The organism is Fontibacillus panacisegetis, from assembly GCF_900102215.1.
Taxonomy (GTDB): Bacteria; Bacillota; Bacilli; order Paenibacillales; family Paenibacillaceae; genus Fontibacillus; species Fontibacillus panacisegetis.
In genome coordinates this window covers 27,967-47,772 of the sequence record NZ_FNBG01000023.1, presented here as the reverse complement: position 1 = coordinate 47,772, position 19,806 = coordinate 27,967, and the positions used below count along the sequence as shown (strand labels likewise).

General features: G+C 49.7%; 5 protein-coding genes. All 5 read left to right on the top strand.

Features of this window, described 5'->3' with window-relative positions; genetic code table 11:
* Nucleotides 1-16 precede the first annotated feature (16 nt).
* Genes BLS49_RS17490 through BLS49_RS17470 form a run of 5 tightly spaced genes read left to right on the top strand, consistent with a single transcriptional unit; the run spans nt 17 to nt 19,801 of the window.
* Nucleotides 17-727 (top strand): thioesterase II family protein, encoded by a 711-nt coding sequence (locus BLS49_RS17490; RefSeq protein WP_175471457.1) that lies wholly within the window; start codon nt 17-19, stop codon nt 725-727.
* Complete coding sequence (locus BLS49_RS17485; protein WP_091233584.1) at nt 724-9,708, top strand: non-ribosomal peptide synthetase; 8,985 nt, start codon at nt 724-726, stop codon at nt 9,706-9,708. Before BLS49_RS17490 ends, BLS49_RS17485 begins: the two co-directional genes overlap by 4 nt.
* Before the next feature lie 41 nt (nt 9,709-9,749).
* Nucleotides 9,750-10,976 (top strand): ACP S-malonyltransferase, encoded by a 1,227-nt coding sequence (gene fabD / locus BLS49_RS17480; protein WP_175471456.1) that lies wholly within the window; start codon nt 9,750-9,752, stop codon nt 10,974-10,976.
* Nucleotides 10,973-12,649 (top strand): CPBP family intramembrane glutamic endopeptidase, encoded by a 1,677-nt coding sequence (locus BLS49_RS17475; RefSeq protein ID WP_091233578.1) that lies wholly within the window; start codon nt 10,973-10,975, stop codon nt 12,647-12,649. Before fabD ends, BLS49_RS17475 begins: the two co-directional genes overlap by 4 nt.
* The gene (locus BLS49_RS17470; protein WP_091233574.1) at nt 12,650-19,801 is read left to right on the top strand and encodes an HAD-IIIC family phosphatase; all 7,152 of its coding nucleotides are present in this window, start codon (nt 12,650-12,652) and stop codon (nt 19,799-19,801) included.
* The last annotated feature ends 5 nt before the right edge of the window (nt 19,802-19,806 follow it).

Below are 19,806 nucleotides of genomic sequence, written 5' to 3'. Positions count from 1 at the left end.
AAAGGAGACGGGGCGTTTGACGAGAATAACTATATTTTTCTTTCCGTATGCAGGGGCCTCTGCATCGGTTTACGAAAGGTGGAAAAACCTGCTCCCTCCTTCCATTCAGCTTGTCAATGTAGAGCTCCCTGGAAGAGGAAGGCGCTTCGGCGAACCACTGCTTACTTCCGTTGAGGAGATGGTGGAGAATGTTCAGCATATACTGCTCCCGCATCTTGACGGCAGTCCATATGCGCTGTTCGGACATAGTCTGGGCAGCATTATCGCCTTTGAGATGAGCCGCAAGCTGTGCAGCAAGGGATATCCTCCGCCAGTCCACCTCTTCGTATCGGGAAGAGCGGCTCCACATGCGATAGAGGATGAGAACATGCACCTGCTGGCAAATGATCAGTTTTTAGCAAAGATTCAGGTGTTGGGCGGCACGCCGCCGCAGTTTTTTGAGAATGAACAGCTGTTATCCTTGTTCTTGCCGATTTTGAAATCAGATTACATGGCGTCTGAAACCTATCGGTTCAATGAAGAACAGGGAAGATTGTCATGCGATATTACCGTATTCTCGGGCTTGCAGGACGGGGAGTATGATCCAATGGAATGGAGCAAGCATACGTCAGGCAGCTGCGAAGCCTTCAGCTTTGAGGGGGGACACTTTTTTATTCATGAGCACGCTGAGCAAATGGCAGAAGCAATTCATTCACGATTGTTACAACGAGGAGGAATAGTGGGATGAATCATTTAGTCGAGCTCATACAGACAAGGAGAGATAGCATCAAAGGCATAACCTTTATACGCGGAGGCAAGGAGGAAGCTTTGATCTCGTATGAAAGGTTGCTGCAGCGTGCTTCCTCATTGCTAAGACGGATTCAGGATAAGGGGCTTCAGCGGGGGGATGAAATCGTGTTCTTGCTGGAGGATCAGGAGCTGTTCCTTACCTGGTTTTGGGCTTGCCAGCTCGGGGGCATGGTTCCTGTTCCGTTATCAGCCGGTGCTAGCGAAGAGAATACACGAAAGCTTATCAAGGTTTATCAAAAGCTTCGCTCGCCTTATTTGGTTGTCGACGATGCGAAGCTTCTCGAACGGTGGGGAGGGGAGACGGAATCTGTAGAGCAGGAAGCATTTTTTAGGAATTTGCGAGAAATGACCTGGCTAACGGGAAGAGAAGATTTATGCGATGGTCCCTCGGGCGAAATACACTGTCCTGAATCAGGAGATCTGGCATTCATTCAATTCTCTTCGGGATCAACCGGAGATCCTAAAGGGGTCATGCTGACACATGCCAACCTGCTTGCGAACATGAAGGCGATTGTAGCTTGCTCCGAAGCAACCTGTAACGACTCTTCGCTCAGTTGGATGCCGCTCACTCATGATATGGGCCTAATTGGATTCCATCTGACTCCTTTGCTAGCGGATATGCACCAGTATCTGATGCCAACAGCTTTATTTATCCAGCATCCGACTTTGTGGTTTCAGAAGGCAAGCGATCACCGCATTACGACATTGGCATCGCCGAATTTTGGATATAGTCATTTTTTGAACTACTACAAAAAAAACCAAGCAGCAGGCTGGGATCTCTCGGCGGTTCGCCTGATATTTAACGGTGCAGAACCGATTTCGGCCAAATTGAGCCACCAGTTCATAGAAGAGATGGGCGCTTACGGATTGAGGCCTAATGCTGCATTTCCGGTATACGGTATGGCGGAGGCAAGTCTGGCGGTCACGTTCCCGCCTGTAGAGGAACCACTTTGCGAGATTCGCATTGACCGCAGAACTGCGGTCGGTGAACCAGTCAAGGAAGTATCGGAGGACTCCGGCGATCCAGCCGCATTGTCATTTGTTGATGTCGGAATGCCGGTAAACAATTGCCAAGTTCGGATATGTGATGATAGCGGAAACCTGCTGCCGGAGAAAATCGTTGGAGAAATCCAGATCAAGGGTCCAAATGTGACAAGCGGTTATTATCACGATCAAATCTCCACGGACAAAGCGATCTCGGAGGACGGTTGGCTGAGGACAGGCGATCTTGGATTTATGCGAAATGGACGGTTAGTCGTAACGGGCAGGAAAAAGGACATTTTGTTCGTGAATGGCCAAAATGTGTATCCGCATGATTTGGAGCAGATGATCGAAGAGATGGAGGGTGGAAAATTACGGAGAGTCGCAGTTTGTGGTGCATTTAATGAGCAATTGCAGACTGATGAAATTATCGTGTTTGCGATTTATCGCGGCAGTATACAGTCGTTTGCACCACTTGCAGAGAACGTGGCGAGGCGTGTCCGTGAATATGCCGGTCATGAGGTTGGCTGGGTGCTGCCGGTTAAGCAGCTTCCAAAGACAACAAGCGGTAAAGTACAGCGCTATATCCTGGCGGATCAGTACGCAAGCGGACAGTTTGAGAAAGAAAAGGAAGCGCTTCACCAAACCAAACTCAATTCAATCCAGCAGCGAGAAGTGGAGTGGTCAAAGGATGAAACAGAGCGGGACCTGCAGCAAATTTGCGCAGAGGTATTGAATACAGGACCCCTGAATGTGGACGATTCATTACTTGAGATCGGTGTCAATTCATTAAAAGCAATGATGCTTGTATCCGCAGTTACAGAACGCTTCGGCATCCAGCTTTCCATTAGACAGGTATATTCTGTTCCTACGATCCGTGAGCTGGCGCGGGTAGTACGGATATCTGAAGCGGAGGAGAGAACCGCAATCGGCAAGGCGGAGCATCGCCCGTATTATCCAATAACTGGTGCGCAGATTCGGGTCTATATGCAAGAGCAACTCGGGAGTATCGGAACCACCTACAATATTCCTGCTGCCCTGAGCTTGTCCGGGACCATTGATCTGATTCGCGTGGATCAAGCACTTCATGCGTTGATTCGCAGGCACGAGTCGCTACGCACTTCCTTTCATTTTATTAACGGTGAGGTGCTGCAAAAGATTGAAGATCAATTTTCTTTTGCTCTTGAACGGGTGAATGGGGATGAAAGTGAGCTCTTTGGGTTGATGGAACGCTTCGTGCGTCCATTTGAGCTGTCGAATGCACCCTTGTTCCGTGCGCAAGCGATTCGACTGGAAGATGACCGCCATGTCTTGCTATTGGACACACACCACATGGTGTGCGATGGAATCTCTCTCAATGTGCTGATTGATGAATTCAGAAAGCTCTATCAAGGAGAAACCTTGGGGGCTGCCCCAACACAATATACAGATTATGCCGTATGGTCTATCCGTGAAGGAAGCGGAGAAAGGATGCAGCGGCATCGGGAATACTGGAAGCAGCAGCTTGAAGGCCCGATTCCGGTTCTGGAGATGATCCTTGATCACGCCAGACCTAATGAACGGACTTTCGACGGAGATCAGATCAGATTGTCGATACCTGCTCAAACTGTGTGTCGACTGAACAAGATGGCAAATGAACACGGAGTTACGGAATATGGGATTTTATTATCTATTTATTCAATGCTTCTGCACAAATACACATCACAGACGGATATTATCATCGGAGCTTTAATGGCGGGAAGACTCCATCCCGAAACACACCGGACGGTCGGCATGTTTAACAATTTCTTGCCGATTCGTCAAGAAGTTCATGATAAGCAACGATTTATCGATTTACTTCAAAAGATGAACGATACACTTCTGGACGCGTATGATCATCAGAAAATGCCGTTTGACGAAATCGTTGCGAATTGCGGAATTGTGCAGGACCGTTCGCGCAATCCTTTGTTTGATACTATGCTGATTTTTCATAATCAGTTGGATGGAAGAGTGGATTTTGAATCAAACGGAGTTCGATTTGCCCAAATGGATATCCCCGGCAAGACCTCTAAGCTCGATATGAAATGGGATGTATTCCCGGGTGTCGGCGGGGGGATGGATTGCTTGCTGGAGTACAACACCAATTTGTTTGACAGAGAGACGATGGAACGGTTCGCTGAGCGGTTCATTAGACTCGCGGAAGCAGCAGTGGCCCATCCGGAAGGGCTAGTGGGCGAGCTGGAAATGATGAGCCTGGTGGAGAAGGAGCAGCTGCTTCAGGGGTTTAACAACACTGCGGCGGAATATCGTCACGAGGCTACGCTGCATGGACTGTTCGAGGAACTGGCAGGGCAGCATCCGGAGAAGGTCGCTTGGCGAATGGGCTCCAGCACGCTGACCTACAAGGAGCTCAATGAGCAAGCGAACCGTCTGGCACTGCGGCTTCGCCAAGCTGGTGTCGGTCCTGATGTCATCGCGGCGGTTGTAATGGAACGCTCACTGGAAATGATGGTCTCGCTGCTGGCCGTACTTAAGGCAGGCGGTGCTTACCTGCCGATTGCGCCAGACTTTCCGGCTGAGCGAATAGGATACATGCTGCAGGACAGCGGGGCAACGATCTCGCTGACGCAAGGGAAGCTGCTTGAGGAGCTGCGAGGACAGCTTGAGTCATGGGGGGGTGAGTGGCTGAATGTATCGGAGCTGGTGGAGAACGGTTACGGGGAGGCTCAGGAGGGCAAAAATCTGGAGCCGCTAGAGCTGTTGGAGCTGCATAGTGATTCCTGCCAGCTGGCTTATGTGATCTACACCTCCGGATCAACCGGACGACCAAAAGGGGTTATGGTCGAGCACCGGTCGGTGGTGAATCGACTGAACTGGATGCAGAAAGCATATCCGCTGACAGAGCTTGATGTGATTCTGCAGAAGACATCGTTCACCTTCGACGTATCGGTATGGGAGCTGTTCTGGTGGGGTCAGATCGGAGCCGAGGTAAGCTTTCTGACTCCGGGGGGAGAGAAGGACCCGGCGGAAATCATCGAAACGATCTCACAGCATGGTGTAACGACGATACACTTTGTCCCGTCGATGCTGAGCGCGTTTCTGGATGAATTGGAGGCGAGACCGCAGGGGGTTCAAAAACTAGGAAGCTTACGTTACGTGTTCGCGAGCGGCGAGGCGTTGACAGCAAGGCAGGTGAATCGATTCCGGACGCTGCTAGAAAAAGATGATGGAGTTGGTGTACGGCTTATCAATCTGTACGGTCCAACAGAGGCAACAGTAGACGTCAGTCATTATGACTGCTCGGTTCAAGAAGCGGCAGTCGACCCGATTCCGATCGGCAAGCCGATCGACAATACACGGCTATACATCGTCGATGAGGATAATCGGTTACAGCCTGTTGGCGTAGCCGGAGAGCTGTGTATTGCCGGTGACGGGCTGGCAAGAGGTTATTTGAACCGTGATGACTTGACGGCAGAGAAGTTCATCGATAGCCCATTTGAAAAGGATGGACGAATGTATCGAACGGGTGATCTTGCGCGGTGGCTGCCGAATGGGGATATCGAATATTTGGGTCGGATCGATCATCAGGTGAAAATCAGGGGCTACCGGATCGAGCCGGGCGAGATCGAGGAAGCGATGCTGGCGCACGAGGATGTGAAGGAAGCGGTAGTTGTCGCGCGGAAGGATCACCATGGCAACGCGTATCTAAGCGGATATTACGTCTCTGAGTGTGATCGCGTGATTGAGCCAACCGAGCTGCGGAACGTATTGAAGAGCCGCCTTCCGGTTTACATGGTGCCCGCATTCCTTGTGCCGATGTCGCAGTTGCCGCTGACAACGAGCGGCAAAATTGATCGCAAGGTACTCCCAGAGCCACAGCCGCAGCTGGCAGCAGAGACGTATGCGGCTCCCGCCGGAGAAATCGAGGAAAAGCTGGCGGGAATCTGGCAGGAGGTGCTCGGCGTGGAGAGAGTTGGTGTGAACGACAACTTCTTCGACGTTGGCGGCAACTCTCTGACAGCTGCGCAATTGATCATGAGGATTCATAGAGACCTTAAATTAAATCTGCCGCTTCGCGATTTGTTTCAGTCTCCGACTATAGCGGGGCTGGCTAGTAAATTGGAGCTGCAGTTACCGGAATCCTCTGAAGCGTACTCAGATATTGAGCCAGTTGAAGCGAGGGAGGACTATCCACTCACCCCTTCGCAAAATCGTCTGTTTATCCTGAACCGAATGGAAGCGGAGAGCCGGGCATACAACCTGCCGGCTGTGCTTGAAATCAGAGGTATCATCGATTCCAGACGACTGGAACAAGCTTTCAAGAAGCTGATTGCTCGTCATGAATCTCTGCGAACCGCGTTTCGGCTTAAGGACGGAGTTCCGGTTCAGATCGTATTAGATGATGTCAGCTTCGAGCTCCGGATCATCGATATCGAGAATTTCTCGCTGATGGATTTGTTCCGCAGGTTTATTCGTCCGTTTAACCTTGATCAGCCGCCTTTGCTGAGAGCGGCATTGATTCGCGAGGCGGACGACAAGCAATATTTGCTGTTTGACATGCACCACATCGCTGGGGACGGTTTGTCGATGATTGTGCTGCAGAATGAGCTGATCGCTTTGTACGAAGAAAATCAGCTTCCTGATCAAAAGCTGCAATATAAGGATTTTGCGTTGTGGCAGCTTGGCGTGGAGCACCAACGCGAACTATATAAGCAGCGTAGCTACTGGTTGGATGTCATGTCAGGGGAAAGGGCGGCACTTGACCTGCCAACTGATTATGCCAGGCCATCTCTGAAGAGCTATGATGGCGATCAACATACGTTTGTAATTCCTCCGGAGCTGGCTGCAAGGCTGAATGCTCTCGCATCGCAAACCGGAGCTACAGCATATATGGTCCTGCTTGCCATCTTTCATCTTTTTTTAGCCCGCAGCTCCGGACAAAGTGATATTACGATCGGAACTCCGGTCGCAGGACGTCCTAGAGCGGCATTGGAATCTATGATCGGTATGTTTGTGAATACACTGGCGATCCGAAATCGAGTGGTAAGCAGCCAGACGTTCAAGTCATTTGTGGAGAGTGTGCGGTCGACAACCATAAGTGCGTTTGACAATAGCGACTATCCCTTTGAGGAACTGGTTGATGAGCTAGGAACGGCTCGGGATTTAAGCCGGAATCCGCTATTCGATGTTATGTTCGTCATGCAAAATATGCACCGCCCAGTTAATCGAATAGGAGATGTCTCTTTCTATCCTGTAGAGTTGCCTACTGGAGTTGCTAAGTTTGATTTGCTGCTGGAGATTACGCTGGATACGGATGTAGATGCGTACAGATGCAAGTTCGAGTACTGTACGAAGCTGTTCAGGGCAGAAACGATCGAACGATTCGCTGAGCGGTTCATTAGACTCGCGGAAGCAGCAGTGGCCCATCCGGAAGGGCTAGTAGGCGAGCTGGAAATGATGAGCCTGGTGGAGAAGGAGCAGCTACTTCAGGGATTTAACAACACTGCGGCGGAATATCGTCACGAGGCTACGCTGCATGGACTGTTCGAGGAACTGGCGGGGCAGCATCCGGAGAAGGTCGCTTGGCGAATGGGCTCCAGCATGCTGACCTACAAGGAGCTGAATGAGCAAGCGAACCGTCTGGCACGGCGGCTTCGCCAAGCTGGTGTCGGTCCTGATGTCATCGCGGCGGTTGTGATGGAACGCTCACTGGAAATGATGGTCTCGCTGCTGGCCGTACTTAAGGCAGGCGGTGCTTACCTGCCGATTGCGCCGGACTTTCCGGCTGAGCGAATAGGATACATGCTGCAGGACAGCGGGGCAACGATCTCGCTGACGCAAGGGAAGCTGCTTGAGGAGCTGCGAGGACGGCTTGAGTCATGGGGTGGTGAGTGGCTGAATGTATCGGAGCTGATGGAGAACGGTTACGGGGAGGCTCAGGAGGGCAACAATCTGGAGCCGTATGGCGATTCCCGCCAGCTGGCTTATGTGATCTACACCTCCGGATCAACCGGACGACCGAAAGGGGTTATGGTCGAGCACCGGTCGGTGGTGAATCGACTGAACTGGATGCAGAAAGCATATCCGCTGACAGAGCTTGATGTAATTCTGCAGAAGACATCGTTCACCTTCGACGTATCGGTATGGGAGCTGTTCTGGTGGGGTCAGATCGGAGCCGAGGTAAGCTTTCTGACTCCGGGGGGAGAGAAGGACCCGGCGGAAATCATCGAAACAATCTCACAGCACGGTGTAACAACGATACACTTTGTCCCGTCGATGCTGAGCGCGTTTCTGGATGAACTGGAGGCGAGGCCGCAAGGAGTTCAAAAACTAGGAAGCTTACGTTACGTGTTCGCGAGCGGCGAGGCGTTGACAGCAAGGCAGGTGAATCGATTCCGGGCGCTGCTAGAAAAAGGTGATGGAGTTGGTGTACGGCTTATCAATCTGTACGGTCCAACAGAGGCAACAGTAGACGTCAGTCATTATGACTGCTCGGTTCAAGAAGCGGCAGTCGACCCGATTCCGATCGGCAAGCCGATCGACAATACACGGCTATACATCGTCGATGAGAATAATCGGTTACAGCCTGTTGGCGTAGCCGGAGAGCTGTGTATTGCCGGTGACGGGCTGGCAAGAGGTTATTTGAAGCGCGATGACTTGACGGCAGAGAAGTTCATCGATAGCCCATTTGAAAAGGAAGGGCGAATGTATCGAACGGGCGATCTTGCGCGGTGGCTGCCGAATGGAGATATCGAATATTTGGGTCGGATCGATCATCAGGTGAAAATCAGGGGCTACCGGATCGAGCCGGGCGAGATCGAGGAAGCGATGCTGGCGCACGAGGATGTGAAGGAAGCGGTAGTTGTCGCGCGGAAGGATCACCATGGCAACGCGTATCTATGCGGATATTACGTCTGTGAGTGTGATCGCACGATTGAGCCAGCCGAGCTGCGGAACGAATTGAAGAGCCGCCTTCCGGTTTACATGGTGCCCGCGTTCCTTGTGCCGATGTCGCAGCTGCCGCTGACGACCAGCGGCAAAACAGATCGCAAGGCGCTCCCAGAGCCACAGTCGCAGCTGGCGGCAGAGACGTATGCGGCTCCCGCCGGAGAAATCGAGGAAAAGCTGGCGGCAATCTGGCAGGAGGTGCTCGGCGTGGAGAGAGTGGGTGTGAACGACAACTTCTTCGACGTTGGCGGCAACTCGTTATTATTGCTCCGCGTGCAGCATGAACTGGAGCATTTGGCTTCTGGTGCAGTTAAGATTACCGATCTTTTTGCCTATCCAACTGTAGCCAAGCTGGCTGCGTTCATTAACGAGCAGCAGACCGGGATGGATCGTCCTTGGGCTGTGCAAGCCGCCGCATTGCCTTCATCGTTTTTTGCAGTACCTGGTCAGAGTCAACAGAGTGCTGTCCTCGAAGGACAGCTGGATTCAGCAACAAGTCATCGTTTATATACTTTTGCAAAATCTGCCCAAAGTGATCTCTATGCTGTAATCGCGGCCTCCTTTTTATTCGTACTAAGCAAACATGCTCAAGCAAAGGAGATGGCTATCCAAGCAGCAGTGTCGGGACAGAAGCTGGTTAACGTAAGTCAACAGCTTCAGGGAATTACCGACTTCGCCGATCTGCTTGACGGAATTAGCCAGAGCTTGAGATTAAGCGGGAATGCCTTCATTTATACAGCCGATGAGATGAGACAGCGAGGTTTGTCGAAGGAAGAAAATAAGGTGTACCCTCTCGTTCGAATGAAAAACGACTGGCCAATCGGAAGCAGAGAGCTGCAGCTGTTCGATATGGTACTGTCCCTCCAGCCGGAGGCGTGGTGCATTGAGCTGAGTCTTGATTATAACGGCAGAAGAATGAGAAGCGAGAAGATGAAGGCGCTGCTCTCCGATCTCATGAAATTCCTGGTCTATCTATCCGAACAGATTGTGCAAAAGGAAGGTGCAGTGTGAGGGGAATGAAGGAAGAAAGGTAAATGAAGGGGGAGCGAAAAATGAAGCGACTTGCCGTTATGTTTCCAGGTCAAGGTTCGCAGTACAACGGGATGATGAAAGAAGACTATGATCGACATCCGATTGTCAAGGAAACCTTCGGGGAAGCTTCAGACATATTGGGTTACGATATGGCGGCGCTCTGCTTCGATGGTGGAGAAGATCGGCTTGCTCAGTCGGAATTGACGCAGCCTGCTCTCCTAACAGTTGGGGTTGCCTCATTCCGTCTATTCGCCCAAGAGACTGGAATACGTCCGGCCGCTGCGGCAGGACACAGCTTGGGCGAATATACGGCGCTAGCTTGTGCAGGTGTACTGAAATTCGCAGACGCCCTTCAATTGGTCAGAGAAAGAGGGCGCCTCATGATGGAAGCGTCGGCTTCCGGAAATGGCAGAATGCTCGCGGTAAGCGGTATTCAGGCGGATCAAGCTATTCGGATGATCAAAGATATTGAGAATATGGAGAAACGTCCTGCCATTGCCTGTTTCAACTCATCTCATCAGATTGTACTTTCCGGGACGAACGATGCAGTGACAGCAGCCGAAGAGTTGCTTAAGGCAAATGGAGTCAAGCTATCTTCGCTTAAAGTGAGCGGGGCTTTTCATAGCCCGCTCATGGCAGCAGCAGCGGATGAACTGGAAGAGCTGCTGCAGAGCTGTGAATTTGGTGAATTTATTTTTCCGGTCATTTCCAACATTGAGGCAAAGCCTTACGGCTTGCATAAGGGAGATATTGTTCGCAACTTGAAGCGACAGATGACTGAATCGGTTCGTTGGCGGCAAACGATGTCCTGCTTGCTGAGGCGCAGCATAGATGCGGCTGTGGAGCTTGCTCCTCGAAAAACGCTGACGAGACTGTTCAAAACAGATTATCCTTCTTTTCCTGTGTATTCATTGGAAGCTCAGGCTGATCGCCAGGCTGTGTTCTCCCCTTCCTTCATGGCTGATTACAGATATTCAAATCGTTATGTGCTGGAGCAATGCCTTGCAGCAGCGGTGTCTGTTAGAAATCGCTGTATAGATGATCAAGTCTACAAAGAGCAGGTGGTTGCTCCATACCGGCAATTGGAAAGTATGCTGCTGAGTCTTGAACGGAATAACGCCGAACCTTCTGCTGAACAGCTGCAGGATGCCTTGAACGGGCTGAAAACCATCATCCGGGCAAAAGGGGGAACGGAAGAAGAGTACCGATATCCACGAATTGAGATGGAAAGGATGTTATCGCGATGATGAAACAAGTCGGAAGTATGGCGCTAAAGGTGGGATTGTTTTTAGGACTGTATCTGCTTGTATTTGAGGTACAGAAGTGGGTTATGGCTCATAATCAAACCTACAAAAAATTGCTCGAGGGCAGTGTGCCCGTTTGGCTCCTTATCAATTTTTGCACGTTGTATTTATTGCTTCTGGCTGTTTATGGTATCCGCAACCGCATAACCAAGAAAGAAAAAATCACCTTTTTTGACGCAGCCGGTTTTCGGCGGCTCGGGGGAAAGGATTTACTGCAAGTGAGCATCATTGCGGTGGGCTGTGCGTTCGTGTTCTTTGGACTGATGAAGCTTCCATTCCTCCCGCAGTTTGCGCTGGATCACATGAAAGCCTACGTGGATATTTTCGGCCAAGCGGAACTGTTTATTTTTGTACTGATCGGAGTAGGGCTTGCCGGGGCATTTATGGAAGAGATTTTTTTCAGAGGACTCGTATTTAATCAACTTCGCAGAGTGCTGCCATTTGCTGCTGCATACTTGCTTCAAGCTCTAATTTATTCGATTTTTCAACCTAACTTAACTATTTCTATCATCTCATTTTTTCTAGCTCTTATTTATGGCTTTGTATATACCAAAACAGGCTCAGTCTGGTCGACTATTTATATCGCGGTCTTCGTAAATGTGTTCATCGTTAGCGCAAAGGAAACAGGGATGATAGACAGCATTGCGCTAGGCAGCCTGCTTGCTTACTTGATCCTGGTTGTCGGATTCGGATGTATCATTTCAGGTTTGCTGCTGATCGCCAAACGTCCGCTGCAGACAGAGCAAGCTAGCTCTCAGCTAGAAGTAAAACTGAAGCCCTATTTTGTGATGATAGGGAGATTAGGCTTATATTTAGCCATTTATTATGCAGTTTTGCAGCCTCTTGTATATCTATGGTACAACGTGCTGACTCAAATTGATGCGATTCGCCCATGGCTGACGGACGCTCGCAACAGCAATTGGGGCCTCGTTCTGAACGATTTTATCGCGATCCCGATCTATTATTTCATCATGCGCAGATATCAGAAGAGGGATCTGATTCAGGTAAGCAAATTCAATAAAATTTCGTTCAGCAGCGTCTGGAAAATCGCCTTGCTCTCGATTTGCATGGGGCTATGGGTAACCAGTGTGGTGAAGATTCCGGTTGTGGCGGATACGTTCCCCCAATTTGAAGCATTGTTCGGCTCTCTGGTTGGTGGAGCGCCATTCACCTTCATTGTGTTCTTAATCGTTCATTCCATTTATAAGGAAGTTTTGTTCAGATCACTGGTATTTAATGAGTTGCATGCTGTCCTGCCGGTAGGCTTCGCCATAGTGGGCAACGCCTTTGTATATGGTCTGCTTTTCTTTAAGCTTGATCCTGCGCTGTCTTTCTATGGAGGTTTGGGTACAATCATTTTTGTCCTGCTCTATTTGTGGTATCAATCGCTCTGGGCATCAGTAGTTGCTGAAATTGGGCTATTCGCTACTTATTATATTGCACGAAATTTGTTCTCCTATTTTGATGTAGCGTTTAATTGGTATTTCGTTGTACTTATCGGCCTATGCTCGCTGGCTATACCTCCACTGATGTACCGCTTGTGGAAACAAAAACCTTATAGCGAAGCGCGGACAAAACAAACAGGCAAAATTCAACTAGAGGCAGGGGGGAAATAAATGATCGATTTAACCGGATTCTCGTTCGACATGGAAGAAGATGTTACTGAAAAGCTGGAGATCAAAGAGAGCTCTCTTCAGGATATCGCCGTGATCGGGATGTCCATATGTCTACCCGGGGCCGACGATATCGATCAATTCTGGCGGAGTCTGGCCGAAGGCACGGATCTCGTCATCCCTTTTCCTGAGGCCAGAAAGTCAGATGTCCGTGAGTATGCGAAGCAAATCGGACTCAATCCGGATGATACGGCATTTTTCAAAGGCGCATATTTGGAGGAAATTGATAAATTCGATTACAAATTTTTTCGCTTGTCTCCGCGCGAGGCAGGCCTTATGAACCCGAATCAGCGTATTTTTCTGGAAACGGCATGGAAGACCATTGAAGATGCCGGATATGGTGGGGATTTGCTAAAAGGGAGAAAGACCGGAGTATTCCTGGGATATTGTGCGGATGCATTTCATGATTACAAAAAACTAATTGATAGTGTCGATCCTTCAGGTATTTCGATCGCGATACCCGGCAACCTGTCCTCGGTCATTGCCAGCCGGATCTCTTATTTGCTCGATTTAAAAGGACCCGCCATCACAGTAGATACGGCTTGCTCTTCTTCGCTCGTCGCGATTCATCTTGCATGCCAGGCGTTACGCAGTGGAGACTGCGATACGGCATTGGCAGGAAGTGTCAAGACGCTGATCTTCCCCGCAGATACGGGGATGCGGATTGGCATTGAGTCATCTGACGGCAGGGCGAAGCCCTTCCATCACGAGTCTGATGGGACGGGGATGGGCGAAGGAACAGCCGCGGTTTTCCTTAAACCGCTTGCCCGAGCGATCGCGGATGGAGATTCGATCTATGCGGTCATTAAAGGCTCGGCTGTCAATCAGGACGGTAGCTCCATTGGTATTTCTGCCCCGAACGTGGCGGCGCAGGAAGAGGTGATCGACGAGGCATGGATGAATGCCGGAATAGCTCCAGAGACCATCGCCTACATTGAAGCACACGGGACTGGGACGAAGCTCGGAGATCCTGTCGAAATCGAAGGGATCAATCGGGCATTTCGCAGGTATACAGCTCGGCGTCAATTTTGCGCGGTAGGTTCGGTCAAATCGAACCTTGGCCATCTTGACAATGCTGCAGGCATCGTCGGATTTGTAAAAGCTTGTCTTGCGCTGAAAAATAAACAGCTTCCTCCGAGCCTTCACTTCAATCGGCCGAATGCCTCCATAGATTTTATCGAATCTGCAGTTTATGTCAATCGTAATCTAGCAGATTGGAAAGACGAGGAATATCCGAGAAGATGCGGGGTCAGCTCGTTTGGGCTAAGCGGAACCAATTGCCATGTTGTACTGGAGGAAGCACCGGAAGAGATTCCTGCAGAGAGATTGGATCATATACCTGATTCGGCTGAAAGTGAAGAGCATCTTTTTACACTGTCGGCGCAAAGCCTATCCTCGCTGTCTCGATTGATAGATGCTTATGCAGAGAGGCTGGAGCTGGCGGGTGATTGGAGCATTGGAGATATATGCTATACGTCTGGCACAGGTAGAGGTCATTACAGCTACCGGTTGGCATTTGTCGTAAGCAGCATAAGCGAACTCAAGGACAAAATTGCAGGATTGCAGGGAGAATCATTGGATTCCATTGCAGCCAGCTCCACAGCAGTCAAAATATCCAGTACTGAGAACATGGATGAACGTTCGGTTCATGAATGGCGTGAGATATACATCAGAGGAGGGGATATTCCATGGAATATGCTCTATCGAAATGGTATACACCGTAGAGTTCATTTGCCGTCTTATCCGTTCGATAAATACCGCTGCTGGGTGGAAAACACGAATTTGCGGGCGGCTGCAAAGCCGATAGAAGATAAGGCGATCCACGAGATTCGTGGAGCAAAGCTGACAGGACGAGCAGACGGACAATATTCCACCTTGGAACAGCTTGTCGGGAACGTATGGGCGAATGTGCTCGGTTTTACTGAGCTGAACGTCAACGAACATTTCTATGGCTTGGGTGGTGATTCGATACTTGCTTTTCAAATAGCTATCAAGCTGACTGAGACAATTGCTAAGCCAATTGAAGCTGTCGACGTGCTAAGGTGTGAGACCGTAGCACAGTTAGCTGCTCATCTGGAGCAGCTAGGGGTAAACTCCACGGAGAAACTTGCGGAGCTGACTGAAGAGCAACTGGTACATGAATCAGACGCTATAAGAAATGAGAAATATGCTCTCTCTTCGTCACAGCTTCGAATCTTTGTACAAGAGCAAGCTGGCGGAATTGGTACAAGCTACAATATGCCGCTTGCCTTTCGAATTAGAGGTGAATTAAATCATGCTGGGCTGGAACGAGCACTTGGGACTCTTATTGATCGGCATGAAGCACTTCGCACAACCTTCGGTATGGAAAAAGGCATCCCGGTTCAAATTATTCGGGATTCCGCCGAGTTCGAGCTGGAGCACTTTGAAGCAGAGAACGATGCGATATCGGACGTTGTTGCGAGATTTGTCCGGCCTTTTGATATTGGCTGTGCACCGTTGTTCAGAGCAGGATTAATCCGTTGCGGTTTACCGGATGAGCATGTGCTGATGATTGATTCGCATCATCTTGTATCAGACGGTTTTTCAACGGCGATTCTGGTCAAGGAGTTCTTCGAGCTCTACCAGGGCAAAAAATTGGCCGCTCCCGTATATCAGTATCGAGATTATGTGAATTGGCGTGAGCAGTTCGAAGGTTCAGAAGCGATGGATGTTCAGGAGTCGTTCTGGAGGAGCCAGCTGATGAATTTAGGCAGTCCGGCAAGCTTGCCCCTCGATTATCAACGACCGTCGACCAAGACCTTTGCTGGAAGCCAGATCGGTTTTCGCATTGACGAATTCACGAGTGAAGGCTTACTAAAAGCAGCGGCATCGAATCTTACGACTCCGAATGTGCTGCTTCTTGCCTTGTATGGCTTAACTATTCTTAAATATGCGGATCAGGAGGAGGCGGTGATCGGCTCGATCGTTTCAGGTCGGCAAAGACCAGGACAGGAAAGCTGTGTAGGGATGTTCATCAACTTTATCCCATTGCGCCTTCGGACGGTGTCTGATTGGTCAATTCAACAATATATCGAGGAGGCCAAGCATTGTATTTCATTCTGTTACGAGCATCAAAACGTTCCGTTCGAACGAATGGTGGATTTCCTTAAGCAGCCTGTTGATCGCTCGCGCAATCCGATCTACGATACGATGCTGGTATTCCATAACGAGTACAGAATGACGGGATCGGACAGGATGAGTGCTGAAGGGCTGACTTTTGAGCCGATTGAGCTTCCTATAGACACGGCAACTCTTGACGTCAAGCTGGATGTTTTCCTTGACCCAAAAGGGCATCTGGATTGCAAGCTGAATTACAACACAGACCTGTTCGAAGAGCGGACGATGCTCAGGTTTATTGCAGATTTTCAGAAGATAATTATCAGTTTTCTAGATGAACCGGAGCAGCTTGTTGAGAATGTGAAATTGTTCAACGAACAGGAAGCTGCTGAGATGGCCCAGAGAAGAAAGTTGAACGATGCTCCAGTCGCTGTTAGCAAACGAGTTTCCGTTAACGCTACATTCACTTCGGAACCGATCGAAGGGCTTCTTCGCTGGTGGGCACAGGAGTTTAAGCTGCCGATCGATGTTCATTTCGGCGGTTACAATCAAGTATTCCAACAGCTGCTTAGTCCATCCGACCAGCTAGAAGGAGGGGGCGGCTGCCGTGTAATGCTTGTTCGTTTTGAGGATTTAATCGGAGGTGTCGAACCGGATAGTGCGGATGTATACGATGAGCTTGAACGTCAATTTGCAGATCTGCTGAGCATTGTTCAGGCGATCGATAAGCCCGTTCCTTACCTATTCGGCATATTTCCGACAGCGACCTATCGGAGGTATCCGGATGAGTTGGTCGGCTATATCAATCAATTATATGAGCGTTGGAAGCAGGCGCTTGAGAGCCTCGATCAGATTTACATCGTCGATTTCCGTGAAGCTGCCCGAAGCTATTCGGTTCGCGAAGTATTTGATCCAGTTGCGGATCGGGCCGGACATATGCCCTTCAGCGAGGAATTTTATGCGGTAATGGGCACAATGCTTGCGCGCAAAGTCATCTCAATGTATTCAGCCCCGTTTAAAGTGATCGTTCTGGACTGTGATAATACGCTGTGGCAGGGCGTTTGCGGCGAGGATGGGCCGCTTGGCGTCAAGATAGAGGCTCCGCATTTGCTGCTGCAAAGCTGGATGCTGGAAAGAGCGCAGGAGGGGCAACTCCTGACATTATGCAGTAAAAACAATGAAGTCGACGTATGGGCGGTATTCGATCAACATCCGCAAATGCTGCTGAAGAAAGAGCATTTTGCTCATTGGAAAATCAACTGGTTGCCTAAATCGGATAATTTGAAGCAGATGGCGAAGGAACTGAATCTAGGGCTCGATAGCTTCGTTTTTATTGATGACAATCCACTAGAATGCTCCGAGGTTATGCATAACGCCTCAGATGTGTTGACGCTTCAGCTTCCGACGGATACCAGGTATATGTCTAACTTTCTTTCGCACGTATGGGCATGGGACCGCATGTCGATTACCGATGAGGATAGGATGAGAACCAGGCTATACTCTGAGGAGCGAATGCGCAGAATCGAACAGGAGACGTCTTCAATATCCTTGAATGATTTTCTGCATGGCTTGGAGCTAAAGATAAGCATGCGTACAGTGGGCGATACGGAGATTGTACGTGCAGCTCAATTGACGCAGCGTACCAATCAATTCAATTTGAACGGAATACGCAGGACGTTGGAAGAGCTGCAGCAATTGCGGATGATGGATAATATGTGGTGCTGGGTAATTGAGGCATCCGATCGTTTTGGCGATTACGGAATTGTAGGTGTTGTGATTGCTGGTTCCGGACAGGAACAACTTCGTGTTGACAGCTTTCTGCTCAGCTGCAGAGTGCTGGGTCGGGGCATAGAGGATGCTGTGATGTCTCAGTTGAAGCATGTTGCAGGTCTGAGCGGAATGCGCGGCATTCAGCTGGAATATCGTCAGACGAATAAAAATGATCCATTCCGTGCTTTTTTGGAGCGGATCGGATGGAAGACAGCGGAACACACGGATGAAGATAACTGTGAAAAGTCCGGCATCATACCTTTAGAGGAGATCGCTGACTCGCCGGGTTATGTAGATATGTATTTCGAGACAGCTTACGAGAAGCAATGTGGCGGCGACTTTTTGCTATCATCCTCGGGTGCGGAGCAAGCTGGTAATCTGTCTGATACGGCGCTGCTGACGGCATCAGCTTCAGACATAGTGCAAACGACATTAGAAGTTGATCCGCAAAATATTGAGGATGGTTGGGATCCGGAAATTCATTGGATAACGGCTCGCGAGGTTCGAGAAAATGAGCGTCATCGAGCCTACTTAACGGCGATTTCACATAGCCGGGGCGACCGCCTGACAGGACTTGCGGTAGAAGATGCTTCGGCTTTGCAATCGAAGAGCAAACGGCAGCTATACGAAGCTCCAAAAACTGCAACTGAACTACGCTTGGCTGATCTATGGATGGAGCTGTTAGGGAATGATGCTCCCGGTGCAAACGATCATTTTTTCGAAATCGGTGGGAATTCACTCAAGGCTGCATCTCTCGTATCAAAGATTCATCAAGAATTTGGTGTGGAGCTGACGATCAGTGATTTGTTCCATGAGCCGTCCTTGTCTGATATGGCGAAGCTCATCGATGTGTCGGAAACGTCCGTTATGGGCTCGATTGCTTTGTGCGAGGCTCGTGACAATTATCCCGTCTTATCAGCGCAGAAACGGTTATTCCTGCTCCATGAGCTTCAAGGTGAACTGGATGGTTATAACATGCCCGGTGTCATGCTGCTTGAGGGTCAAGCGGATCTCGAGCGAGTAGAAGGTGCTCTTCAGGCCGTTATCCACCGTCATGAATCATTAAGGACTTCTTTTGCTTGGGTAGATGGAGAAGTCGTCCAGAAAGTTCATTCTGACGTGAAGCTCAAGCTGGAAGTGTTCGATCAAGCTTATGAGGAGCAACTCGAAGGATTGATTCGGGCATTTGTCCGTCCATTCCGCTTGTCCGAGCCTTCACTGATGAGAGCTGGTTTCATTCGAAGTGTCTCAGGCAAGCAAATCGTTCTGATCGATATGCATCACATCATCTCGGACGGTGTATCACTGGGCAATCTGATTCATGATTTCGCAAGAGCTTATCGTGGTGAAACTTTGCCGCCGCTGCGCCTGCAGCTCAAGGACTACGCAGTATGGCAGCAGGGTCGATTCAAGCAGGGTGCAATGAATAGGCATAGACAATACTGGCTTGATCTGTTCTCTTCACCGGTACCGAAGCTGAACATGCCGGTACAAAAGAATAATTCATCCAGTCTGAACGTAGGCGCTGTAATTACTTTTCGAGGGGAGCGAGAACTACGCAGGAAGCTCACGGATTATGCTTTAGAAAAGGGCGCAACCTTGTTTATGGTGCTATTGTCCGCATACTACGTGCTAATATCGAAATATACGGGACAGGAAGATATCGTAATCGGTACACCTGTCGCTGGCAGAATCCGTGCGGAGCTTGACCCGTTGATCGGCATGTTCGTTAATACCTTGGCTCTTCGAAGCTTCCCTACTAACGATAAGACATTTGAGCAATATTTATCGGAGATTAAAGATTTGACACTTCATGCGCTGCGTCATCAGGAATATCCGTTCGAAATGCTCGTTCAGGAGCTGGATATTCAATTGCAGCCAGGTCAGAATCCTCTGTTCGACACGATGTTCGCCATGCAGAATATGGATCCATTCATTTATGAATTCGAAGATGCTGTGCTGTCGGTTTTTCCGTTTGATTTCGGTGTATCGCGGTTTGATCTTACGCTGCAGGCGCGCGAACTGGAAGATGAACTGGACTTTTCGATCGAATATAAGACGGCATTATTCAGCCAAGAAGTGATGGAGCGGTTATCCGTGCATTACCTTCGAATTCTTGAACAGGTAGCAAATCGTCCTGAAGCGATGTTGAAGGATATCCACGTACTTGATGAAGAGGAGCGTGCAAGTATAACTGAGCGTATTCGCGCCAATCGAAGTCCGGAGTTTGCCGAATTTGACTTCTAGATCAT

What these genes read in the sequence shown, in the direction of transcription:
- fabD (WP_175471456.1), top strand. Translation starts at nt 9,750, where the DNA reads ATGAAGCGACTTGCCGTTATGTTTCCAGGTCAAGGTTCGCAGTACAAC.
- BLS49_RS17475 (WP_091233578.1), top strand. Translation starts at nt 10,973, where the DNA reads ATGATGAAACAAGTCGGAAGTATGGCGCTAAAGGTGGGATTGTTTTTA.
- BLS49_RS17470 (WP_091233574.1), top strand. Translation starts at nt 12,650, where the DNA reads ATGATCGATTTAACCGGATTCTCGTTCGACATGGAAGAAGATGTTACT.
- BLS49_RS17485 (WP_091233584.1), top strand. Translation starts at nt 724, where the DNA reads ATGAATCATTTAGTCGAGCTCATACAGACAAGGAGAGATAGCATCAAA.